Here is a 21,729-nt window from a genome sequence, read left to right as displayed (position 1 = left end):
AGGCTCTTCATGAAAATCAGCAGAAAAGTTTGATTGTCTTTAGAATCAAAACGAACAGACAAAAAATCCGATGAAAACGTCATCGGATTCTCTGATTATAATTCTTAACCTTTTTACGCTTTTCAGCAATCTCAGCTGCCTTTTTAGGTAGAACAATCTCCGTCGCATAAGCCGAAGCAAAACGCAAGACTCCTGCAATAGGCGCAAAGACAACTGCTAGATAGTTGTAAAAGAAATCACCTTTAAAGGCATAGGCAAGTGCCCCGATGATAAAGAAGAGAACGACCGCCTGTATCACTGCTAATAAAATTACTCGTTTCATGTGACCTCCTAACTCTATTATAGCATGAGTATCATCAAAAAGCCGATTAAATTATTCAAAGCGTGGAGAGAAATGCTGTAAAGAAGACCTTTTCGGCTTACATAAGCCAGACCCAAACTTAATCCCAGACTAGCATAAACTAAAAACTGTTGCAAAGTCCCTGGAAAATGAATCAAGGCAAAAAGCACACTCGATACGAGGAGAAACAGAGCTGTCTGTTTGCTGTTGTTCTGCTTAGGAAAGAGATAGCGCGCCAGCATTCCTCTAAAGATGAGTTCTTCCGTCAGAGGAGCAAAGACCACTACCATAAAGAAACCAAAGACAGGCTGAGCAACTGTCAATTGTGATACGATTTGTTGATTGACCGACGGATCTTCTGGCAAAAAGAACTGAGCTAGAATCGCCACTAGCAAAACCAGGGTTGGCAACCAGATATAACGATTAAAAACCGTCGTCTGGATGCTAACCTTTTCTGTCTGATACCATCTGTAAACTCCATAAACATAGGCCCCTGACAGGGCGATATAGAGTGGCAAAACTCCAAAGATTGAAGCCCCTAGGTCAAGCGCTGATAAAGCCATACTCTGAACCAGACCATAGCCAAAGAAAAAGGATAGAACAGCTAGAAGAAACCAACCAAGATTTTTAAGTAGTTTCATATGGGCCTCCTATTTTCCTTTATAACTATTTTTCAATACTAAGAGACTAGCTAATCCTAGCAAAAGGACCCATGCTAGCAAAAGACCAAGACTTCTCAAAGATAACTCTCCACCACCTGCTTTTAACAGACTTACCAATGGACCAATGAAAGAATAGTCCAACAATTTTTGCGCAGTTTCATTTTGAACAGCAAGAGTGGGCAAGAAAGAGAAGGTTAGCATAGGAAAAATACTATACACTTGCGCCTTAGACTGAGTATCTGATACTGCACCGATAAGAATGTTAAGAAAGATAATGCTGATAGTTGCCAGAAGCAGATAGAGACCATAGGTAAGAAAGTAGTTTGTTAAATCAACTTTAAGATACAAAGGTAGAACAACCATCGAAAGAAGCACCACTAGAAGAGGAAGAGCCATCATGCTCAGAGTATACTCCGTTGCTGTCACACCACTTAGTATGAGGGATTTAAGATTACGTTTTTCCTTGTCCTCAGCCATCATAATCGATACCATATAACCACTTCCCATACTCAAGACCATCGTCAAACTCGTAGAGAGGAGAAACATAGTCAATTCTCCACTCTTGTTTAAGAACTCATTATATAGGATAGCAATACCAAAGGGCATCAATAATGTCGCTAACAAGGTTGAATTACTAATAAGAACTTGTAACCTTAACCAAAGAAGGGCATTTAATTTTCTAAACATCTAACTTTTCTCCTGTCAATCTAATAAAGATTTCCTCTAAAGTCGGTTCACAAGAATGAACAGCAATCAGATCTGTTGTATCCAGATGAGGCAATTCTTCAAAAGGAACCACTTGTTCGCGTCCATCTTGATAGCGTAAACGAACCTTTTTATCCTCATGGTATTTCTGGATAATCTCTTGTGGACTGCCATACTCAATCAAGTTTCCCTTATTTAAAAGAGAGAGTCGATCACAAAGCAAGGTTGCTTCATTCATATCGTGGGTTGTTAAGAAAATCGTTGTCCCAGCCTGCTTCAATTCTTGTAAGAGAGCATGAATCGATTTTGAGGTGGTAGGATCAAGACCACTTGTTGGCTCATCCAGAAAGAGGATTTTGGGAGCATTTAGAAGAGCACGAGCCAAGAACATCCGTTGTTTCATACCTGTGGATAGTTTTTCTGCGATAAGGTTTTTGGCATCTGATAACCCAACTTGATCAAGTACTGTATCTACTCTAGAAGCTTTAAGACCATATAATTTTGCATAAATGAGCAGATTTTTATAGAGGCTCATCTTTTCATAAAAACCACTGGTATCACTAACAATCCCGATTTGTTCCAAATCATTTGAAGTCAAATTTCGAGAGGACTTCCCTAGGAGAACGGTCTCACCCTGATCTGCAGCTAACTGACCCGTCAAAACATTGATCATAGTTGTTTTACCTGAACCTGAAGGTCCTAGGAAGCCAAAAATTTCACCTTCTTGAATCTCAAAAGAAATCTGATGCAGAGCTTTCTTGCTTCCAAAACTTTTGCTTACATTTTCAACACGAATCATAGGAACTCCTTTATTTGAAATAACGTTTTACCATAGGTAATTGCATCACATTGATATAAATATGGATCGCTCCTACAAGCAAGAAGGCTAGTAACTGAATCTCTCCTGTCAGTAAGGAAAAGAGAACGATTAGAAAATAGAGAGCTGGCAAGACATACTGGTTTAATTGGAATAAAACTCGAAAACTCTGTTCTAAATTAGCCTTGCGCTCCCCTTCATCGTAGGAGTTTATATAGTCCAAGACATCTTTTGGTGTAGAGAAGAATTCCAAATCAAACTGACGAACGATCGCAATGGTCTTATAGAGATATTTTTGAGCACTGAAAACCAACACTAATGTCAAAAAAGAAAGAGATAAAGTTAGATGACTTACATTTAATACAATTACCTCACTTCCTGAAATGAAGAGAGACAATAAAATTGCTACGCCTGTAATATTAAAAGCAATGGTTCCAAACTCAAGATTGCGATACATTTGCACATAATAGGTTTCATTCAAATCATCATCCGTTTCCTCTTTGTACAAGGAGTGAAATGTTCTGCTTTTCTTTAAGAAATTGAATGTCAAAAGAAGACTAATGAAACCTAGCAGTAAACAAATAACTGATATCCATGGTATCAAGACTTTTACATCTAACATAATTCCGTGGGATTCAGCACGCGCTTTAAACATCCCTGCAAACATGCCCAAGAAGCCTCCCAAGATAACAGCCATTAAAAATAACAATCCACGTTTCTTTTTCATATTCATACTCTTTCTAAACTAAACCAATCCAACTAACCACTGACCAAACACTTTACCTGATTCATAAATAGCTGTCAAGCCCTCTGTTCCAAGTGATACTAAAATCAAACAAACAGCAAACAAGAGAATAGCTTGGTTTCTAGCTTTTTTTGCTCCATCTCCCAAGGGTTCATTGCCAAGCCAACCTGCTAGATAGGCATAGAGAGTTACTGTTATAATCCCAATCTCTGTCGAAGAGAGAAACAGCAAGACTGTCACCAAACGAACGATATTGGCTTGAATGTTAAAATAATTTCCTAAACCTGCACAAACACCCGCAAGTTCTTTATGTTCAGTATCTACTTGAAAATCTGCTAAAAACTTTTTCATCATTCATTCTCCTTTTTCACTTGTTAGATTTTTTGATTTCTTTTCAATCCATTCAACTGCTGGGATGAGAGCAAAGTAGCCCCAAATAAATTGGTCACTTTGATACAGATTAAACCAGCCTAGGTCCATCCCAATCAGTAGAAATACGCTGACTAATAGAGCTATGGCAACTACATAATAGATTACTTTATATTTGTTCATCATTTTTCTCCTTCTTCTTTAACCAATTGAAAATGGACAAGAGGACTAAATTAATCCAAAACAAATACTTACTTTCAACAAAATAAAACCAACCAAATAGGCTTCCAATCATAGCCAAAAGATTCACGATAAACACAACTATAGATAGATAATAAATCACTTTATACTTGTTCATCACTCATCCTCCTCTAAGCGAAAGACTGACTCGACTGGCTCATTGAATATCTGAGCAATCTTCAGGGCAATGACGATGGATGGCGTGTACTCATCCCGCTCAAGCAAGCTGATGGTTTGCCTGGAGACCCCTGCTAGCTTGGCAAGTTCGGTCTGATTGAGACCATCGCGAGCCCGAAGCTCTTTTAGACGATTTTTTAGCATGTCTTTTTTCTCCTTTGTTCTTATCTTGATTTCATTGTAACATATCTTTTTATTTTTGACAATCATATTTGTCAAAAAGTTTAAGATTTTTGTTATTTTGCAAAAGAAAACGGTCAGGAGTAAGATCCTGACCAGTTTTTCTACTATTAAAAGCCTAATTTTTCAAAGATTTCTGAGAAATTTTGATTGATAGCATCAAGTGACACTTGCACTTCTTCTCGAGTTTGGTTGTTCTTAACTGTCACTTGTCCGCTTTCGACTTCGCTCTCCCCTAGCGTGATGAGAGTCTTAGCCGCAAAGACATCGGCGGACTTGAACTGAGCTTTGAGTTTTCGGTTGAGGTAGTCACGTTCTGCTTTGAATCCTTGTTGGCGAAGGGCTTGTACCAATTCCAAGGCCTTGACATTTGCTCCTTCACCCAAGACTGCGATATAAACATCTAGGGTATTTTCGATAGGGAGGGTCACACCTTGCTTTTCAAGGATGAGAAGCAGGCGCTCTACACCAAGTCCAAAGCCAAAGCCTGCAGTCTCAGGACCACCAAAGTAAGCAACCAAACCATCGTAACGACCACCCGCACAGACTGTCAAATCATTACCCTCAATCTCAGTGATAAACTCGAAAATCGTGTGGTTGTAATAGTCCAGACCGCGCACCATATTGGTATCGATGATATAGTCTACACCCAGATTTTCCAACATCTGACGGACGGCATCAAAATGAGCTTGGCTTTCTGCATCAAGGAAGTCCAAGATAGACGGCGCATTTTCTACTGCCACCTTGTCTTCTTTTTCCTTAGAGTCCAAGACACGGAGAGGATTTTCCTCCAAACGACGTTGGCTATCCTTAGACAAGGTCTCCTTGAGCGGTGTCAAATAGTCAATCAAGGCCTGACGGTAGGCTGCACGGCTCTCAGGATTTCCAAGCGTATTGAGGTGCAATTTGACACCTTGGATGCCGATTTCTTTCAAGAAATGAGCCGCCATAGCGATGGTTTCCACATCGGTAGCTGGATTACTAGAGCCAAAGCACTCGACACCAATCTGGTGGAACTGACGCAAACGACCTGCTTGTGGACGCTCATAACGGAACATAGGGCCCATGTAATAGAACTTACTTGGCTTTTGCACTTCTGGGGCGAAGAGTTTATTTTCCACATAAGAGCGGACAACGGGCGCAGTTCCTTCTGGACGGAGGGTGATATGACGATCACCCTTGTCATAGAAATCGTACATTTCCTTAGTTACGATATCCGTTGTATCTCCGACAGAGCGACTGATAACCTCGTAATGCTCAAAAATAGGCGTGCGCACTTCTGCATAGTTATAGCGCTTGAAAATTTCACGGGCAAAGCCCTCAACGTACTGCCACTTAGCAGACTCAGCAGGTAAAATATCCTGCGTTCCTTTTGGTTTTTGTAATTTCATAGGGAATCCTCTTTAAACTTAATAGTCTTATTTTACCATAAATAGAGGGATTAAAACAGTGAGAAAAAAATTAGGATTTAGATATCATTTTTGAGATTAATAACTGTCAAAAGAATAGCTAGCAAGGAAAGACCAACAAATAGCATCCAAGTCAACTGTATATTCCATACAGCTATAAGTGAAAAACAAGCTGTTCCCACAGGTATGGATAAGGTAAACAATAAACCTAAAAAATTACTGGTACGAGCTAGAACATCTGGAGCTAGATTTTTCATGAGCATGGCACTAATCTTTGGTTGAACTTTACCAGACACATAGAGAGTTAAAAATAGAAATAGCAAACCAAGCACGACTTGATTGAATACATTAGCTAGACCAACTAGACTGAGTCCTACAGTAGCCCACATCATCAATCTAGGCAGGGACTGCTTCCCAAAATAATCATTGCCCGTAAGGCTACTGATGATGATTGCTACTAAAACACAGAATTGATTGATAAATAGTGCCTCTGTGTAAGAAAAATTCAAGAGAGAATGGCTCAAAAAGAAGATGTTATAGATGCTTCCTAAAGCCCCACCCAAGGCATTAATAAGCAAGACAGCAAAGATCATGAAACCAAAGTTTTTCTGTCCACCTTTAAGAAAAACGAGACGTAAATTTTGGTAAATTGTTAGGAACTGGTCTTTGATAGAAAGCTTCTCATTTTTTAGGTTTTCACCATCAGCAGATGACATTGACAGACTCAATTTGCTTTTTCCTAAAAAGAGAATAAAGGCTGATACTAGGAAAAAGCAGGCATTGATTCCCGCAACAAGGGAAAAATTGTTGACCGATAGACCTAAGAGCCAAACTCCAAAAGCTTGACCACCAATAGCTGAAATATAGGTGATAAACTGGGAAAAAGAATAAGCTTCCATCAGATCCTCTTCAGCTACTTTTTCCTTAACGAGAGGCATTCGCAAACCACCAGCAAAATCACTGATCACATCACTGATGACATTGATCAAACACAGGCTAGAAAAGGCAAAGAGACTAGCTTGCTGAACAACTAGGGCTGCCAGAAAAAATAAAACCGCCTGAAACAAACCGCTATAGACCATCCATTTGACCTTGTCCCTTGTGTAATCTGCCCGAATCCCTACAAAAACTGTAAAGAGAGTCGGAAGAATCATGACAATATTCGCCATAGCAACAGCAAAAGAGGCTTGTGGCAAGGTCGATGCATAAACGATAAATACCAGGTTAAAAATCGAAGCACCAAAGGCATTGAAGAAGCGCGACAAAGTCAAGAGTCGATAAGCTTGATTTCTAAACAATAGTTTCATAGGTAATCTCCCTTCTTGTTATAATCCCTATATGAAGTATGACTATAGTATAGCACTTAGAAATTGAAAGGGAAAACTTTTGAATATATGCAACACACAAAATGAGCAAAGAAACGATAGAACTTTTGTAACGACCTGAGAGTAGTCAAAAGTTCTATCGCTTAAATTTTCAAATTATTTTCTTAGTTTGCAGATATTCAACAATCGGTTGTATTTCTGTAGTATTCAGCAGATTTGTTACAACCAAGCATCTCAAAAATATGGACAGCATCTTCCATCTTTTTCTGACCTTCCTTGACTCTACCCTGCTTGCTATCAAGAAGACCTTCAGCCCACAAATAGACAATTCGGAAATAGATCTCATTTTCCTTGTAGAAATGCTCTTTGATGACACGTTTAAAATAATAGGCAGTGGTAAATTCTTCACACTCAATGCTGGCTAAAAAACCATTCAATAGCATGGTGTGAAAAAGGTTGCGATTACCAGACATTTCCATTAGAAAATCAGATTTGCGGAGCATTTCTCGTACATATCTAGTAAAAAGAGGAATAGATAAGAGTGAGGAACTAACTGAGAACAAATTGAGTTCATAGATTCCCCAAATCTCGGTAGAAAACAAATAATCATGAAGGACTTCCCCTTCCTCTGCTGTTAACTCTACCGTTTCATCCATGCTCTTCATATAAGACTTAATCATAATGGCATTTAGAATATGTTTCTGTTTATTTTGAGAATGGGCATGCTTTTGATACTCCTTACGATACAAGTCCTCGAGAGGTGCTATGTTCTTTGGATCCAAGATATCTGTGATCTCTTTTCTCAACTCAGAATCTGTATCATACTGAAAACCTCTCGCCAGAAAGAGGATTTCCTCTACACTCGCAGATATATTTTCTAGGGCAAACAGAAACTTTCCCACCGAAAGTTCACTCTGACCTGTTTCAAATCGGGACAACATGGACGGCGAAAATTGTCCCCCAGTTGCTTGTCTCAGCGAGATATTTCTTGATTCTCGTAATTGTCTAAAGACTTTTCCAATCTGCTCCATAGACTTCCCCTTAATTCGGTATTTTATTTATGTTATCATATTTTTTCAGAAAATTCATCAAAAACTTGCCAAATTGTCAGAATTATGAGAAAATAGAGGATATTTATCACGTGGAGGGACTGTTATGAGAGACGATATCAAAATCAATGACCGCGCTTTGGCCTTGCAAGACCAAATTATCGAAAAACTAGAGAAGGTTTTTGATACAGATGTGGAATTGGATGTTTACAATCTGGGCTTGATTTATGAAATCAATCTGGATGAAACAGGTCTCTGTAAGATTGTCATGACCTTCACCGATACTGCCTGCGATTGTGCCGAAAGTTTGCCTATCGAAATCGTTGCAGGTCTAAAACAAATCGAGGGTATCGAAGATGTCAAGGTTGAAGTTACCTGGTCTCCCGCTTGGAAGATTACACGAATTAGTCGCTACGGACGCATTGCCCTTGGACTGCCACCTCGTTAATGAGGCAAATCACTTTTGAAGATAAAAAGAAGCAAGCCGAAGATGGCTTGCTTTTTGATACTCAATGAAAATCAAAGAGCAAACTAGGAAACTAGCTGCAGGCTGTACTTGAGTACGGCACGGCGACGTTGACGTGGTTTGAATTTGATTTTCGAAGAGTATGAGTTTATTTTTTACCTGACTTGTCCATATTCCAGAAGTCTGTCACGGCTCCACGTGAAGCAGATGATACGATATGGGCATATTTACCGAGAACACCACGGCTGTAAAGTGGTGGCAAGGTTGTTTCTGCCTTGCGTTTTTCAAGTTCTTCTTCGGATACGGCCATAGAAATTTCTTTGGTATCTTGGTCAACTGTAACGATATCCCCTGTACGAAGGTAAGCAATCGGTCCACCATCCTGAGCTTCAGGAGCGATATGTCCGACAACCAGACCATAAGTACCACCAGAGAAACGGCCATCCGTCAAGAGAGCAACCTTGTCTCCCTGACCTTTACCAACGATCATGGATGAAAGGGACAGCATCTCAGGCATACCAGGACCACCCTTCGGTCCAACAAAACGGACAACGACTACATCGCCATCAACGATTTCATCTGTCAGAACGGCCTGAATAGCATCTTCTTCTGAGTCAAAGACCTTAGCTGGTCCAACGTGACGACGCACTTTAACACCTGATACCTTGGCAACCGCACCATCAGGGGCAAGGTTACCGTTCAAGATGATAAGCGGACCGTCTGCACGTTTTGGATTTTCAAGTGGCATAATGACTTTTTGGCCTGGTGTAAGGTCTGCAAAGTCAGCCAAGTTTTCAGCGACTGTCTTACCAGTACATGTGATACGGTCGCCATGAAGGAAACCATTTGCCAAAAGGTATTTCATAACCGCTGGCACACCACCGACTTCGTAGAGATCTTGGAAGACATACTGACCAGATGGTTTCAAGTCAGCCAAGTGAGGCACACGCTCTTGGATTGTATTGAAGTCCTCAAGTGACAAGTCAACATTAGCCGCATGGGCAATGGCAAGCAAGTGAAGAGTGGCATTTGTAGAACCACCGAGAGCCATCGTTACAGTGATGGCATCTTCAAAAGCTTCACGAGTCAAGATATCTGATGGTTTGAGACCAAGCTCCAGCATCTTGACAACAGCTCGTCCTGCTGCTTCGATATCTTCTTTCTTGTCAGCTGATTCAGCTGGGTGAGATGAAGAGCCTGGCAAGCTCATCCCTAGAACTTCAATAGCAGTCGCCATGGTATTAGCTGTGTACATACCACCACAACCACCAGGGCCAGGACAGGCATTACATTCAAGACGTTTCACGTCCTCAGCTGTCATGTCACCGTGGTTCCATTTTCCGATTCCCTCAAAGACAGAAACCAAGTCAATGTCTTTGCCATCAAGATTTCCCGGTGCAATAGTCCCACCATAGGCGAAAATAGCTGGAATATCCATATTGGCAATGGCAATCATAGAACCAGGCATGTTCTTATCACAGCCACCGATAGCGACGAAGGCATCGACGTTGTGACCACCCATAGCCGCCTCGATTGAGTCCGCAATGATATCACGAGATGTTAAAGAGAAACGCATACCAGGCGTTCCCATGGCAATCCCGTCCGCTACGGTAATGGTACCAAACTGAACAGGCCAAGCACCTGCCGATTTGATACCCTCTTTAGCCAATTTTCCGAAATCATGCAAGTGGATGTTACATGGTGTATTTTCCGCCCAAGTCGAAATCACTCCCACAATCGGTGTTTCAAAGTCCTTATCTGTCATACCAGTCGCACGAAGCATGGCACGGTTTGGTGATTTAACCATGCTGTCATAAATGCTACTGCGGTGACGTTTATCTAATTCAGTCATCTTATCCCTCCCATTTCAGTTTTTACTATTATAGCACATTTTAAAGGCAATGAACAGAAGAAAATTCTTGAATTTTCAGAAAATTTCGATTAATAACTTCTAATTTTTTCATCTTTTTTTGTCAAGTAACTTTACTTTACAAAAAAGTTTTGATATACTATTAAAGTTGATGAAAATCAAACCTAACTGAATTATATCTTAAAAGGAGAAATCAAAATGGCAGTACCTGCACGTCGCACTTCAAAAGCGAAGAAAAACAAACGTCGTACACACTACAAAGTAACAGCTCCATCTGTAAACTTTGACGAAACTACTGGAGATTACTCACGTTCTCACCGCGTATCACTTAAAGGATACTACAAAGGACGTAAGATCGCTAAAGCTGCATCAGCGGAATAATAGAAGGGAGATACCATGCGCGTAAATATCACACTTGAACACAAAGAATCTGGTGAACGCTTGTACCTTACTTCTAAAAACAAACGTAACACTCCAGACCGTCTTCAATTGAAGAAATACTCACCAAAACTTCGCAAACACGTTGTGTTTACAGAGGTTAAATAGTGGGTCATTACGTTTCAGTAGAAACGAAAAAACCTTGATTTAACGCGATTCTTGAATTTTCAAAGTTCAATGTATTGCAATAAAAATCAACCGAATGGCTACATTTTTGACTACATTTTTTGTGAAATAAATTAGATGTTCGGATATATAGAAAACGCTCTAGCTATATTTGTACTGACCCCAAAAAGTTAGACAATTAATTTATCCAAAGGATTTAGTTCTGTACTGCACAGGACTAAGTCCTTTTAGTTTTTTCTTAATTCGTTTATTGTTGTAGTAATCAATATAGTCTACAATGGCTTGTTCCAATTGCTTAAGCGACTGAAACGACTTCTCATAACCGTAAAACATTTCGGATTTTAAAATGCCAAAGAAGGACTCCATCATACCATTGTCTGGGCTGTTACCTTTACGTGACATGGATGGCTGAATTCCCTTACTCTCTAAAAACCTGTGATAAAAATCGTGTTGATATTGCCATCCTTGATCACTATAGAGAATCGTATTCTCATAGTATTTCTCTGTGAATGCCTGCTCCAACATCGTTTTTACTTGTTCTAAATTAGGCGAACGAGAAAGATTAAAAGCAATAATTTCGCTGTTAAAGCCATCTAAAACAGGCGATAAATAGAGTTTCCGTGTGCTATTTGGAATGGCAAACTCTGTCACATCCGTATAGCACTTTTCCATTGGCCTTGATACTTCAAATTGACGTTGAATGAGATTCTCTGCTTTCTTGCCAATCTCTCCTTGATAAGAAGAATACTTCCGTTTACGACGAATTCGAGCCTTTAAACCAAGGACCTTCATCAGACGTTGAACTTTCTTATGATTCACTACAAAACCGCGATTTCTTAGTTCAAGAGTAACTCTACGATGGCCATAATTTTCTTTATGGTCATTATAAATGGCCTGAATTTCGGTTTTAAGCTCTTTATCTTTATCAAACACATCTAGTTGCTTCAACTTGATAATAGTAAGTCGAGCGAGCTAAATGGGCTGTTTCAAGAAGAAAATCTAGTCGAAATTCTCCTGAAACCATTTCTCCAACTGTCTCTGCCTTTCTCGCTCTGGGGCTTCGTCCCTTTCCTCTAACTCTTTTAACTTTTTTAGGTAGGCCACCTCAGTCCGTAATCGTTCATTCTCCTCCTGAGGTCGTTCTAATTCTGTCAACTCTTCCCAAGTTTTCTTCCGTTTACCCCCCATTATAGATGGTCTCCCTCTTGTTTTCTCAACAGAGTATACTCGTTTTTCCTATATTGTGCTAGTCAATTTGTCAACAGCGAACGGTCGGGCAAAGTATAATCTAAAGCTACACTTCTTTGTGAACAACCTTCTAGCAGAACTTCCTCAGCCATTTCTTGTTTTAAGTGAGGAGAATAGTAACGATTTTTTCCTTTTTTGACGAACTCTATTCCGTAACGATCAATCAATTTAATCATGTACCTAAGATTAGAATTGTTTATCCCAAATTTATTTGAAAGCTGTTTGAAACTTTGTCCTTGTTTTCTTAGTTCATAGATTTGAACTTTATCTTTATAACTCAATTTCATAATAAAACACCCCAAAAGTTAGATGTTTTCTGTCTAACTTTTGGGGTCAGTTCAATTGTCTAGAGCGTTTTTGTGTTGTTTAAGAAAATTAGATGTTGGTTTTAGATAACTACTCATTTCAGATTTTTTAAACAAGATTTAATTGTTGATAACTAGAAAGGATTATTATGTTTGCAAAAAACAAATTTCAATACTGTATTTACAATCATGAGAGACTAGAACTTCATGAGCTTCAAAAGGAATATCAAAAGGATAAAGCTGGGACAAAACTTAAGTATGAAAACCAATTGTTCGCAATCCTTCATGGATAGAGCGCAAGTTGTTCTCGATAGCTCAAAGATCAGCTTGATGTATTATTCTTTCAGCCATAATATCCCCCTTGTTAATGATTTTTAAATTAATTAGACAAAATTTGGCCATAGAATATTCTTATCTTAAAGAAATAATTATATACTGAAAAACAGGTCGCAATTACACATGATTCAGATAAAATATACCAGAACTATTTTAGTTTCTTCTTATAGAAATAAGAAAATCATAATTGATACTTTAATTCAACATACTATGAAATGAGAATATGAAGTTTTCTATGAGGAAAATGTGCACTTGATTTGACATTTTAGGGCGTACGAAACCTTTGAATACAGGCTTCTTTCTATCTAAATGTTTTTGCAGATACTTTTTTTGTACAAATTTGTATTACGAGTGTGTAACTGATAGACAAACACTAAAATATATGATAAACTAAAGTAGGAAAAAATTTAAAAGGAGAATCCTTATGTCATCAATTAGTTTGACTCCAGAACAGTTACAATCTCAGGCGGCTATTTATCTTAGCGCTAAAGATCAAATTGAACAAGCGGTACAAACCGTTAATCGCACAAATGGAGAAATGGCATCACAATGGAAAGGGCAAGCATTTAATGCTTACCTTGAGCAATACAACCAGTTGTATACACATGTTCAAAAATTCGAGGAGCTTCTAGTGAGCATCAACCAACAATTGAACAACTATGCTCAAACAGTAGCTGAACGTGACCAACAAGATGCACAAAGCTTTGGTTTGTAGTTAATTTTGAGGAGCGTCAGGGAAACTTGACGCTTATTTTTATACCATGATGAAGAAAATTAAAAAGTACCTATTAATTCTTTGTATCGTATTTCCTGTGCTAGTTTATGCAGACGATGGTAGCTTAAAACTTGATACAGATATCATTACAAATAGTACACAGGACACGGTCAAAAATAGGATAGAATCCAAATATGCTCCAAATTTATTTTTAAATCGTACCCAAAAGGTTGTGGACCAGAGAACTCAAACAACAAAAGAACTTTTACAGGGGGCAGAGCAGACTATATTTACCGATAGTGAAAATCATTCTATTTATCGTTTAGAAACTACTGGCGTTAAAACATCATTGTTTAATCAATACACTGTAGAGGAGAAACCCTCTTTTAAACAAAGTGACTATTCAATTTTTAAGGATTGGATGGGAAGTGTATTGACAAGTTTTTTCTTGTTGTTTATGGTTTTTTTGGGTATCTATTTAGGAAGGAAATGGCATGGATTACGGAAAAATAAAGTTAACTCTAGAGTATAGAACAAAACAAATAGATATTCGAGTTTCAAAATCCCTTACTTGGTTAAGATTAGAAGAATTATTAAAAGATACCAAAGTTAGAGAACAGTTGAATTTACCCCTAAATAGTTCGTTTTGTTTCAAAGTTAGAAATAAACAAATTCATATCGAAACAACGGATATCTTGGCTGCTTATCCAGTTAGTGATGGGGATTATATAGAGATTAAAGATGTATCATAGGAGAAAAAATGTTTGAAGCAGATCAACTACAATTTGTGAGAGAAGGCAACCAAATATCAGTTCAAATTTCTTCATCAGGTTACCATAGAGAACAGCTTGAATTGATTAAAGAATATTGTCCAGTAGAAATAGTGCAGAAAGATGGAGTTCTTTCTTTGCATTATATTATTCCAGAGTATTTTAAAACTGTTAAAGAAGAAATTTTAGACAGAACTACGGAGCTTGAGCGTTTTAGTTTGGCACAAAGCATGTCGGTATTAGTTCATTCTGAAAATGATTATAAAATTCCATATATCCATCCTGAGAACATCATTGTTTTTGGCAGTAATGTACAAATGTTACATTATGGAATCGAAAAATTACTTGCACCTCAACAGCATAGTTCTGAATTCTATTTAGAATCTTATAAAGCTTTAATGATTTCCATTTTACTACCCAAGGTAGATTTTGACTTAGTCATCCATGGGATTGATGCAATAAAGGAAAAGGTGGCACAGGATATTAGTCCCTTAGAGAGTGTAGCTGATGTTAATAAATATATTGCAGAAAAGTATGCAAAATTATCAGAAGAGAGTTCAAAATCTAATTTGTTGGTGAACAAGAAAAAATGGAAGACTTTGTTAATAGGGGGAGCCTTGCTTGCTACAACCACAGTCATTTTAAGTTTTGCCACTTATAAGTCTATGTTTAAAGACGGCCCCCTAAAATCATCAGTCATTATGGCCCAATCAAATTTCATGCGAAAAGACTATTCTGAAACAGTTGAATCATTAAAAAATTATGGTGCAGAATCATTACCAAAAGAAGCTAAGTATATCTTAGCAGCAAGCTATGTCCGTTTAGATAGTTTGAGCGATAAGCAAAAGGAAGTTATTTTAAATACGATTACAGAATCTACAGATGATACAATTTTCTATTATTGGATTTATCTTGGACGTGGAAAATTTGAAAAGGCTCTGGATGTGGCACAAAATATCGGGGACACACAATTGATTTTACACGCTTATACAAATCTATATGAATCAGTCAAAGCAGATATCAATATGAACGGTTCTGAAAAACAAAAGAAACTTGAAGAATATGAAAAGAAAATAAAAGAACTTTCTGCTGAGATTGGAGAAGCTACTACAAATAGTAGTGATACAAAAGCATCTACAAATAGTAGTGATACAAAAGCATCTACTGAGACCACAACTCCTAAGGACAACCAAACAAAAGAAAAGAGTGAACGATAAATGAAGGCAAAAAAGCTAGAATATGATCATCAACTGGGAGACCAATTAGGAGAACTTCATAAACCTATTTATACCTTGTTAATTGAACAAGAAAAATTGGAAAAAATTGATTTGTTTGAAGGACAAGAGGTAAGAGTAGGTACTAACGAGTATACAGTAGAAGGCAGAAGAGTCTATCGAAATGGTAAGGAATTAGAAAGAGGAAAATCTACCTTTGATAAAGAAACTGTAACCTTATTGGTCCCTGAAGAAGATATTTTTATCACTTATATTTTTCCGCCACAACGATTTATTTGTAGCAAGAAAGAATCAGCTGACATTAGTTGGTCACCTTCAAACCAACTTATTTTCTCAAATAATCAAGTACAGGTTACTCTTGGGGAATCTCCGATCTATCTAAACGACTGTCTTATCAAAGAGGAAGGACTTTATCCATTTGAAGTGGGGAGCCAAATGAAGGTTTCTAACTATTTTATAGAAAAAAGAAAGAACCAGTGGAAGATTGGATGTCTTTTTGAAGAACCACAATTGAATAAGAGTCAAATTCTGATACAAGAAAAAAACAATGAATATCCGATGGATTTTCCAGAGTATAGAAGGAGTCCGAGAGTCAACCCTATTATCCATAGTGGGAAAATCATTATCAATCAACCTCCACAGCCGATAAAGCCACCCAAAAATTCGCTCATCCGAGCCATTGTCCCAGCTTTAGGGATGTTTACTTTAACTGCATTGAGTTCAATTTGGACAAAAGGGAATCCTGTAATGATGCTAGGGATGGGTGGTTTTAGCCTCCTGACGGCAGCGACAACTATGAGTCAGTATTTTGAGGAGAGAAAGGATACCAAAGAACAGGAAAAAAATCGTATTCAAGATTACGAAGCATATTTATTAAAACAAGTATCCGACTTAGAAAGCTACTACAAAGAAGAAACTAAGATTCTACATTACAATCAACCGTCAATATCAACCATTACTGAGCTGATTGCAAAGTATGATTCTAGAATTTATGAGCGAATGGACTATAATGAAGATTTCTTACAGGTGTCTTTAGGATTAGGAGATAAATTAAGTCAGCTAGAGTTGCAAACAAATTTTGATGAGCAAAGTAAAGATGAAATATCGCAGTTTGCTCGAACAGTCTTGCAAGACTACAGTTTGCAAAAGAAAGTTCCGATCACGGTTAATATCTTTGAAGCGACAGTTGGTCTTGTTGGAAACAGTGAAGTAACTAGGACAGCTGTGTATAATATGCTCTTACAGATGGCAATGTTCCATAGCTACTTAGATGTTAATTTTATCAATCTTGTTCAAGAACAGAGATATGAGAAAGATTGGTCTGAGTGGCGCTTTCTCCCTCATTTTAATATGCAGGAACGAAATATTCGTGGTTTTGTTCATGATGCTAGAAGCCGTGATGCTGTTCTAAATTCGCTTTACCGTATCATTCAAAAACGTTCCCAAATCAAACGTGAAATGGGGGAAAAAGATGCACGCTTTAAACCTCATTATGTCTTAACGATTATGGATGACTCCCATTTACTTGGCCATAGTTTGAATGAGTATCTAGCCAAGGATTTGACAGAGTTGGGTGTAACAGTCATTTGGGTGAAAGAGGCACGTCGTCTTTTGCCAGAAACTATCACAACTCTAATTGAATATAAGAATCAAAATTTAGGTCAAATCATTAATGATGAAGGTGCCTATAGTGCTCAAACCTTTATTCCCCATCCGCTGTTGGATTGCTATGAAGATTCTATTCGTACTTTAGCAAATCTAAAACACATGGAAGTAGAGAAGAACACGATTCCTAAATCTGTTACTTTTTTGGAACTCTATCAAGTCAGAGAAGTTGAAGAGTTACAGGTTGCGACTAGATGGTCCAAAGCGGATACTTTTAAAACGTTAGCGGTGCCATTAGGATTGCGTGGGAAAGATGATCAGGTGGAGCTCAACTTACATGAACGTGCACATGGACCACACGGCCTCGTAGCAGGAACTACTGGTTCAGGTAAATCGGAGATTCTTCAGTCTTATATATTATCCATGGCTGTAAATTTTAGTCCGGAGGATGTTGGATTTCTTACCATTGACTTCAAGGGTGGTGGGATGGCGAATCTTTTCAAAGATTTACCACATATGCTTGGGTCTATTACTAACTTAGAGGGAGCTGCTAGTGCGCGTGCCCTAGCTTCTATCAAAGCAGAGTTACAAAAACGTCAACGACTATTTAATCAATTTGGCGTCAACCATATCAATGGATACACTAAATTATATAAGGAAGGTCAACAAGCTACTGACAAATCAGGTTATCCAGACAAACCATTACCTCATCTCTTCCTTATTAGTGATGAGTTTGCTGAATTGAAAGAACATGAACCAGAATTTATGACAGAGCTGGTTTCGACAGCCCGTATTGGACGTTCGCTTGGAGTTCATCTAATTCTTGCTACACAAAAGCCATCAGGTGTCGTGAATGATCAAATATGGTCAAACTCGCGTTTCAAACTAGCTTTGAAAGTGTCAGATGAGTCTGATTCAAATGAAATTATTAAAACACCAGATGCGGCGAGCATTACTGAACCAGGGCGTGCTTACCTACAAGTAGGAAACAACGAAATCTATGAATTGTTCCAGTCTGCATGGAGTGGTGCGCAGTATGCCCCACAAACAGAGGGAGTTCAAGAAGTTGTTGATGAACGAATCTGGTTGATAAATGACCTAGGACAATATGAATTACTATCTGATGACCTATCTAAGGACGAAAATTATACTGTTGATCAGACGGAAGAAATCACGGAACTCTCAGCTGTTGTAAACTACATAGCAAGAGTGAGCAAGACTGTTCCCCTCAACCTGCCAGATAAACCGTGGTTAGAACCACTAGAGACAGCCATCATATCCCCTCAAACAGATATTCACTGGACCGACGAAAAAGTATTGGCCGTTCCTTTTGCTCGAATGGATATTCCGACAGAGCAACGTCAGAAGGATTATCATTTTGATTTGGAAAAAATGGGGCATACAGTTTTCTATGGTTCACCTGGTTTTGGGAAATCCCTAGCTCTTCAAACTCTAGTGTTAAATCTCGCTCGTTTGAATACTCCAGAGCAAGTACAAATCAATTTATTTGACTTTGGGACAAATGGACTCTTGCCACTAAAAGATTTACCTCATGTAGTTGATTTGACACGGTTTGATGAAGAAGAAAAACTGGTTAAGTTTTTAAAACGTATTGACCAAGAGTTGAAGATTCGCAAGGAAAAATTTGCCCTCTATAATGTAGCAAGCCTTTCTCAATACGAACAAAAATCGGGTGAGAAACTCCCTGCTATTCTTACTATTTTTGACGGGTTTGATACTATAAAAGACACACCACTAGAAGAAGCTATTGAAAGTATGATTAACCGCATCCTACGTGAGGGAGCGAGTCTTGGATGCTATGTGATTTTGACAGCACTTCGTTCAAATAGCCTTAAAATCAGTATGTCAAGTAATATCACCTCGCGCTTGGCCTTTTACCTGGTTGATGAAGGAGCTTCTAAGGAAATTATCGGACGCGATGCTTTAATTCAGCAAGAAATTTTTGGTCGTGCCCAGTTGAAAGAAGATATTCCTTATGCCATTCAGGTTTATCTCCCTATAAGTGGAGAAGGGGACATTGAGCGCCTATATAACTTGGAAGAAGAAGTCAAGTTGATTGCAAGAAGCTGGACAGGAGTTTGCCCAGAACCAATCCCAATGTTGCCAAATGAAGTGACGCTTACACACTTTAGTAATCATCCTAAAGTACTTGAGATGTGGTCGAGGGGAGAATTACCAATAGGGTTTGATAAAGAAACAACGGATCCTCAAGGGTTTGTTCCCGATAGAGATGGGTATTTTGAATTCTTATATGATACCCCGCAACAATTGGAATATTGTGAAAATAGTTTGATGCCAGGTCTGAATAGATTAGTAAATATTGAAAAAATATTATTAAATACCAACAATAGTTACAAAAAAACAGAAGTATTTGATAAAATTATTGATAGAGATAATATACCTAGTTTCTTTAACGATATTCAAGGAGAAATTGAAAGCCGTCACAATGGTAAAGAGGCTTCAATGATGTACGTATTTATCCCAGAGGCGCATATGCTAGGGGCTTTATTAAATATGAAAATAACCGAGGATGTATTTAAAAAGATTGTTAGAAATAGCGGGAAAGTTCACATTCATTTTGTATTTATGGGAGAACAACAAGCTATTAGTGTAGGCTACTTAGATGTTGACAAGGTCTTAAAGAGCAATGTTCCTGCTGGATGTGTTGGAACAAGGTTCAAAGATCAAAATATTTCAAAAGTACAAACGAGCTTCAGCGAGCCAGTTGTAGCAGAGGATGAGACAAACTTTTTTGTGGGTAGAATAGGTTATCGTTTACGATTGGTTACAGATAATGGATAGAATCTTTAACATAAGTTGATAAAAAACAAAGGAGATATAGCTATGTCTCGTGATTACAGTTATGAGATTTACTCTTTACGACAACAGATTTCAACAATGTCTAGTGAAAGAGCGGATATATTAAATAAAATTAGTATTCTAAAACAGAATAAGAGTAAAATACAGAGCAAGAAAAGCGCAATTTCAGAACAATTGTCTCAATACGATTTGATAAAGGCAAAAGCTACTTCTAATTTTGCTGGAAATAGAAGAGATGATTTTAATAATAAAATAGAGACGCTAAAGGGATCGATTTCCCAATGGTTGGAGAATACCCAGAATAATATTGATTTGATTGACCAAAAAATCTCAACCTATACGGCTGAAGCTTCTAATTTAGCAATTGGTATGAATTACGCTAGCCAATCACTAAATACTTATATTTATCTTCAAAGCCAAAATGAAGATTAAGGGGGAGAGTTATGGGAGAAATAAAATTAGATTATAATATTTGGTCTGTTGATGTTGTTTCATATTCTTCATCAATTGATGCTTTGTCCGATCTTTCAAAACCTGCCTTGAGCGAGAATGACTTACAACCTTTCCTTAAAATTAATACGATGATAGATGAGTTAAACAGTTCGATAAAAACATTTAAAAGCAATTCAATAGATCAGACTAGGAATATGTCCAAAGCTGTAGCGAATAAAGTGTCTGATGATGTTGCTGGGGCTGCAGGTTTTAGAGGAGGATAAGATGATTTCACAAGAAATGTTATGGGCGCAGTATTTTACAGAGTCCTATCTTGGATTTAAGCCAAATTCACTCATCGATCAAATCGCTAAAGCTATTATTTATAGACCAGATTTATTTAGAACATTGGTTTCAAATTTGTCTCAGAGTGATATGAGTTATGAATACAATCCAACAATTGGAGCAAGTATTGATTTTCGCTTCAATAAGGGAGAGGTTATTATCACTCGTCTTGGGGAAACTCAGCTTTTTTCCACATCTGAGTTTGTGCGTTTACTTGGATTAATTGATAAAATTTATACAGAAATTCTGCCATTAGGTAGTGTTATTCAAATAAATAGAGAAAAGTTACCCAAAGATGCTCTTGAGGATTTTATTGAAGAAATGCCTATCTATGTATTAATTACAGGACAACGGGTATCAATTGAAAACAAATTTTATCTAGATTACACAGGATATTTTTGGCCCAAAGGTTTGATTCCAAATCAAGAAACCTTAGTTATATCCGATGACATGATTGCATCCGTCCTTTTTAGGGGGCCAGAGAAGAATGATATTCAGGAACAACATGTCTTAAACCTACGTCGCCAACTACTTGCAAAGGATCTGGATTCTTATACTTTTCACAATTATCAAATGGAGGCTAGCCAATGAAATATAAGTATTCTGAATTATTGATAGCGCGCGAGGGACTTTATCGTTCAAAAAGTGGATTTGAGGATAAGATTCTAGCAGCGATTCAAGGGACTCGAGAGTTGATTGGCACCGAAAGTTTTCGTTCTGCCACCAAAGATGCGATTAATGCAGAACTGAGTAATTATAACCTGCCTTTATTATTTAGTTACCATGATTTAGCCAATGGTTTATATAATGAGTGGGATCGGCTGATGTTACGCTTTCAGGAGTTGGTTGATGAGCATAGTCCTGCTGCTGTCATTGATACGTCAGAATTTTCTGGTTTAAAAACAGCTGTGGGAAAACCGACTCAAGAGATTTTGAACTTGATTGCCCATCCAGACCTGACAATAGCTTACTCTGCAAT

At 38.0% G+C, this 21,729-nt stretch carries 24 protein-coding genes and 2 pseudogenes; 12 read left to right on the top strand and 14 right to left on the bottom strand.

The genetic code is table 11. From position 1 onward, the window contains the following. Nucleotides 1–79 precede the first annotated feature (79 nt). The 12 genes from AB2B49_RS08685 to AB2B49_RS08630 all read right to left on the bottom strand — a co-directional run bounded on the left by AB2B49_RS08685 (nt 80) and on the right by AB2B49_RS08630 (nt 8,000). Nucleotides 80–322: a hypothetical protein gene (locus AB2B49_RS08685; RefSeq protein WP_000832177.1), complete on the bottom strand. Its 243-nt coding sequence runs from the start codon at nt 320–322 to the stop codon at nt 80–82. A gap of 17 nt (nt 323–339) precedes the next feature. Then, nucleotides 340–981, bottom strand: coding sequence for a CPBP family intramembrane glutamic endopeptidase (locus AB2B49_RS08680; RefSeq protein ID WP_320692071.1), 642 nt, complete (start codon nt 979–981; stop codon nt 340–342). Between the two features lie 9 nt (nt 982–990). After that, nucleotides 991–1,689 carry an ABC transporter permease gene (locus AB2B49_RS08675; RefSeq protein ID WP_061599181.1) on the bottom strand — a complete coding sequence of 233 codons (699 nt, stop codon included), beginning with the start codon at nt 1,687–1,689 and terminating at the stop codon, nt 991–993. Then, entirely contained in the window at nt 1,682–2,506 is an 825-nt protein-coding gene (locus tag AB2B49_RS08670) for an ABC transporter ATP-binding protein (RefSeq protein WP_320692070.1), read from the bottom strand. The genes AB2B49_RS08675 and AB2B49_RS08670 overlap by 8 nt, the downstream gene beginning before the upstream one ends. A 10-nt stretch (nt 2,507–2,516) precedes the next feature. After that, nucleotides 2,517–3,251, bottom strand: a complete 735-nt coding sequence (locus AB2B49_RS08665; RefSeq protein ID WP_049505364.1) for a DUF3169 family protein — start codon at nt 3,249–3,251, stop codon at nt 2,517–2,519. A gap of 18 nt (nt 3,252–3,269) precedes the next feature. Further along, nucleotides 3,270–3,620 carry a PspC domain-containing protein gene (locus AB2B49_RS08660; protein ID WP_049505389.1) on the bottom strand — a complete coding sequence of 117 codons (351 nt, stop codon included), beginning with the start codon at nt 3,618–3,620 and terminating at the stop codon, nt 3,270–3,272. A 3-nt stretch (nt 3,621–3,623) separates the two neighbouring features. After that, complete coding sequence (locus AB2B49_RS08655; RefSeq protein ID WP_049505363.1) at nt 3,624–3,821, bottom strand: hypothetical protein; 198 nt, start codon at nt 3,819–3,821, stop codon at nt 3,624–3,626. Next, entirely contained in the window at nt 3,808–3,996 is a 189-nt protein-coding gene (locus AB2B49_RS08650; protein WP_049505362.1) for a hypothetical protein, read from the bottom strand. Before AB2B49_RS08650 ends, AB2B49_RS08655 begins: the two co-directional genes overlap by 14 nt. Further along, the gene (locus AB2B49_RS08645; RefSeq protein ID WP_000916945.1) at nt 3,996–4,199 is read right to left on the bottom strand and encodes a helix-turn-helix transcriptional regulator; all 204 of its coding nucleotides are present in this window, start codon (nt 4,197–4,199) and stop codon (nt 3,996–3,998) included. Before AB2B49_RS08645 ends, AB2B49_RS08650 begins: the two co-directional genes overlap by 1 nt. Nucleotides 4,200–4,345: 146 nt before the next feature. Next, nucleotides 4,346–5,626, bottom strand: coding sequence for a histidine--tRNA ligase (gene hisS / locus AB2B49_RS08640; RefSeq protein WP_320692069.1), 1,281 nt, complete (start codon nt 5,624–5,626; stop codon nt 4,346–4,348). 77 nt (nt 5,627–5,703) lie between these two features. Beyond that, nucleotides 5,704–6,951, bottom strand: a complete 1,248-nt coding sequence (locus AB2B49_RS08635) for an MFS transporter (protein ID WP_320692068.1) — start codon at nt 6,949–6,951, stop codon at nt 5,704–5,706. A 197-nt stretch (nt 6,952–7,148) separates the two neighbouring features. After that, nucleotides 7,149–8,000: a helix-turn-helix domain-containing protein gene (locus tag AB2B49_RS08630; RefSeq protein WP_049505359.1), complete on the bottom strand. Its 852-nt coding sequence runs from the start codon at nt 7,998–8,000 to the stop codon at nt 7,149–7,151. Nucleotides 8,001–8,124: 124 nt separating this feature from the next. On the opposite strand from AB2B49_RS08630, the gene AB2B49_RS08625 reads away from it, so the two are divergent. Continuing rightward, nucleotides 8,125–8,466, top strand: coding sequence for a metal-sulfur cluster assembly factor (locus tag AB2B49_RS08625; protein WP_001204052.1), 342 nt, complete (start codon nt 8,125–8,127; stop codon nt 8,464–8,466). 166 nt (nt 8,467–8,632) lie between these two features. Here AB2B49_RS08625 and ilvD read toward each other — a convergent pair whose 3' ends face one another. Continuing rightward, entirely contained in the window at nt 8,633–10,336 is a 1,704-nt protein-coding gene (gene ilvD / locus AB2B49_RS08620; protein ID WP_045594058.1) for a dihydroxy-acid dehydratase, read from the bottom strand. 216 nt (nt 10,337–10,552) lie between these two features. Here ilvD and rpmF point away from each other — a divergent pair, with 216 nt between their 5' ends. Together rpmF and rpmG are read left to right on the top strand one after the other, a co-directional pair. Next, the gene (gene rpmF, locus AB2B49_RS08615; protein WP_000290417.1) at nt 10,553–10,735 is read left to right on the top strand and encodes a 50S ribosomal protein L32; all 183 of its coding nucleotides are present in this window, start codon (nt 10,553–10,555) and stop codon (nt 10,733–10,735) included. A 15-nt stretch (nt 10,736–10,750) separates the two neighbouring features. Then, nucleotides 10,751–10,900 (top strand): 50S ribosomal protein L33, encoded by a 150-nt coding sequence (gene rpmG, locus AB2B49_RS08610; RefSeq protein ID WP_001265622.1) that lies wholly within the window; start codon nt 10,751–10,753, stop codon nt 10,898–10,900. Nucleotides 10,901–11,101: 201 nt separating this feature from the next. On the opposite strand, the pseudogene AB2B49_RS08605 reads toward rpmG, so the two are convergent. Beyond that, nucleotides 11,102–12,453: pseudogene (locus AB2B49_RS08605) on the bottom strand (IS3 family transposase). A gap of 778 nt (nt 12,454–13,231) precedes the next feature. On the opposite strand from AB2B49_RS08605, the gene AB2B49_RS08600 reads away from it, so the two are divergent. The 9 genes and pseudogenes from AB2B49_RS08600 to AB2B49_RS08560 all read left to right on the top strand — a co-directional run. After that, entirely contained in the window at nt 13,232–13,522 is a 291-nt protein-coding gene (locus AB2B49_RS08600) for a WXG100 family type VII secretion target (RefSeq protein ID WP_049505358.1), read from the top strand. A 49-nt stretch (nt 13,523–13,571) separates the two neighbouring features. Beyond that, nucleotides 13,572–14,054 (top strand): type VII secretion protein EssA, encoded by a 483-nt coding sequence (locus tag AB2B49_RS08595; RefSeq protein ID WP_231110157.1) that lies wholly within the window; start codon nt 13,572–13,574, stop codon nt 14,052–14,054. Further along, the gene (locus AB2B49_RS08590; RefSeq protein ID WP_049505356.1) at nt 14,017–14,274 is read left to right on the top strand and encodes a hypothetical protein; all 258 of its coding nucleotides are present in this window, start codon (nt 14,017–14,019) and stop codon (nt 14,272–14,274) included. The genes AB2B49_RS08595 and AB2B49_RS08590 overlap by 38 nt, the downstream gene beginning before the upstream one ends. A gap of 8 nt (nt 14,275–14,282) precedes the next feature. Continuing rightward, nucleotides 14,283–15,509, top strand: coding sequence for a type VII secretion protein EssB (gene essB, locus AB2B49_RS08585; RefSeq protein WP_049505355.1), 1,227 nt, complete (start codon nt 14,283–14,285; stop codon nt 15,507–15,509). Next, nucleotides 15,510–19,955, top strand: a complete 4,446-nt coding sequence (essC, locus tag AB2B49_RS08580; RefSeq protein WP_320692067.1) for a type VII secretion protein EssC — start codon at nt 15,510–15,512, stop codon at nt 19,953–19,955. It begins immediately after the preceding gene. 42 nt (nt 19,956–19,997) lie between these two features. Continuing rightward, nucleotides 19,998–20,405, top strand: a complete 408-nt coding sequence (locus AB2B49_RS08575) for a YwqH-like family protein (RefSeq protein WP_038804228.1) — start codon at nt 19,998–20,000, stop codon at nt 20,403–20,405. Nucleotides 20,406–20,416: 11 nt separating this feature from the next. Further along, nucleotides 20,417–20,689: a hypothetical protein gene (locus tag AB2B49_RS08570; RefSeq protein WP_049505353.1), complete on the top strand. Its 273-nt coding sequence runs from the start codon at nt 20,417–20,419 to the stop codon at nt 20,687–20,689. Nucleotide 20,690: 1 nt separating this feature from the next. Continuing rightward, complete coding sequence (locus tag AB2B49_RS08565; RefSeq protein WP_049505352.1) at nt 20,691–21,341, top strand: DUF4176 domain-containing protein; 651 nt, start codon at nt 20,691–20,693, stop codon at nt 21,339–21,341. Beyond that, nucleotides 21,338–21,729, top strand: a pseudogene (locus tag AB2B49_RS08560) (hypothetical protein); the annotation flags it as partial. The gene AB2B49_RS08565 and the pseudogene AB2B49_RS08560, both read left to right, overlap by 4 nt.

It is taken from the genome of Streptococcus jiangnanensis (genome assembly GCF_040888325.1).
Classification (GTDB): Bacteria; Bacillota; Bacilli; order Lactobacillales; family Streptococcaceae; genus Streptococcus; species Streptococcus jiangnanensis.
This window is presented reverse-complemented; position numbering and strand designations above follow the sequence as displayed.

Coding starts and splice junctions, on each gene's coding strand:
- AB2B49_RS08565 (WP_049505352.1), top strand. CDS start 20,691: ATGATTTCACAAGAAATGTTATGGGCGCAGTATTTTACAGAGTCCTAT.
- AB2B49_RS08660 (WP_049505389.1), bottom strand. CDS start 3,620: ATGAAAAAGTTTTTAGCAGATTTTCAAGTAGATACTGAACATAAAGAA.
- AB2B49_RS08590 (WP_049505356.1), top strand. CDS start 14,017: ATGGATTACGGAAAAATAAAGTTAACTCTAGAGTATAGAACAAAACAA.
- rpmF (WP_000290417.1), top strand. CDS start 10,553: ATGGCAGTACCTGCACGTCGCACTTCAAAAGCGAAGAAAAACAAACGT.
- ilvD (WP_045594058.1), bottom strand. CDS start 10,336: ATGACTGAATTAGATAAACGTCACCGCAGTAGCATTTATGACAGCATG.
- essB (WP_049505355.1), top strand. CDS start 14,283: ATGTTTGAAGCAGATCAACTACAATTTGTGAGAGAAGGCAACCAAATA.
- AB2B49_RS08655 (WP_049505363.1), bottom strand. CDS start 3,821: ATGAACAAATATAAAGTAATCTATTATGTAGTTGCCATAGCTCTATTA.
- AB2B49_RS08645 (WP_000916945.1), bottom strand. CDS start 4,199: ATGCTAAAAAATCGTCTAAAAGAGCTTCGGGCTCGCGATGGTCTCAAT.
- AB2B49_RS08680 (WP_320692071.1), bottom strand. CDS start 981: ATGAAACTACTTAAAAATCTTGGTTGGTTTCTTCTAGCTGTTCTATCC.
- AB2B49_RS08595 (WP_231110157.1), top strand. CDS start 13,572: ATGAAGAAAATTAAAAAGTACCTATTAATTCTTTGTATCGTATTTCCT.
- AB2B49_RS08570 (WP_049505353.1), top strand. CDS start 20,417: ATGGGAGAAATAAAATTAGATTATAATATTTGGTCTGTTGATGTTGTT.
- hisS (WP_320692069.1), bottom strand. CDS start 5,626: ATGAAATTACAAAAACCAAAAGGAACGCAGGATATTTTACCTGCTGAG.
- AB2B49_RS08625 (WP_001204052.1), top strand. CDS start 8,125: ATGAGAGACGATATCAAAATCAATGACCGCGCTTTGGCCTTGCAAGAC.
- AB2B49_RS08675 (WP_061599181.1), bottom strand. CDS start 1,689: ATGTTTAGAAAATTAAATGCCCTTCTTTGGTTAAGGTTACAAGTTCTT.
- AB2B49_RS08600 (WP_049505358.1), top strand. CDS start 13,232: ATGTCATCAATTAGTTTGACTCCAGAACAGTTACAATCTCAGGCGGCT.
- rpmG (WP_001265622.1), top strand. CDS start 10,751: ATGCGCGTAAATATCACACTTGAACACAAAGAATCTGGTGAACGCTTG.
- AB2B49_RS08635 (WP_320692068.1), bottom strand. CDS start 6,951: ATGAAACTATTGTTTAGAAATCAAGCTTATCGACTCTTGACTTTGTCG.
- AB2B49_RS08665 (WP_049505364.1), bottom strand. CDS start 3,251: ATGAAAAAGAAACGTGGATTGTTATTTTTAATGGCTGTTATCTTGGGA.
- essC (WP_320692067.1), top strand. CDS start 15,510: ATGAAGGCAAAAAAGCTAGAATATGATCATCAACTGGGAGACCAATTA.
- AB2B49_RS08575 (WP_038804228.1), top strand. CDS start 19,998: ATGTCTCGTGATTACAGTTATGAGATTTACTCTTTACGACAACAGATT.
- AB2B49_RS08650 (WP_049505362.1), bottom strand. CDS start 3,996: ATGAACAAGTATAAAGTGATTTATTATCTATCTATAGTTGTGTTTATC.
- AB2B49_RS08630 (WP_049505359.1), bottom strand. CDS start 8,000: ATGGAGCAGATTGGAAAAGTCTTTAGACAATTACGAGAATCAAGAAAT.
- AB2B49_RS08670 (WP_320692070.1), bottom strand. CDS start 2,506: ATGATTCGTGTTGAAAATGTAAGCAAAAGTTTTGGAAGCAAGAAAGCT.
- AB2B49_RS08685 (WP_000832177.1), bottom strand. CDS start 322: ATGAAACGAGTAATTTTATTAGCAGTGATACAGGCGGTCGTTCTCTTC.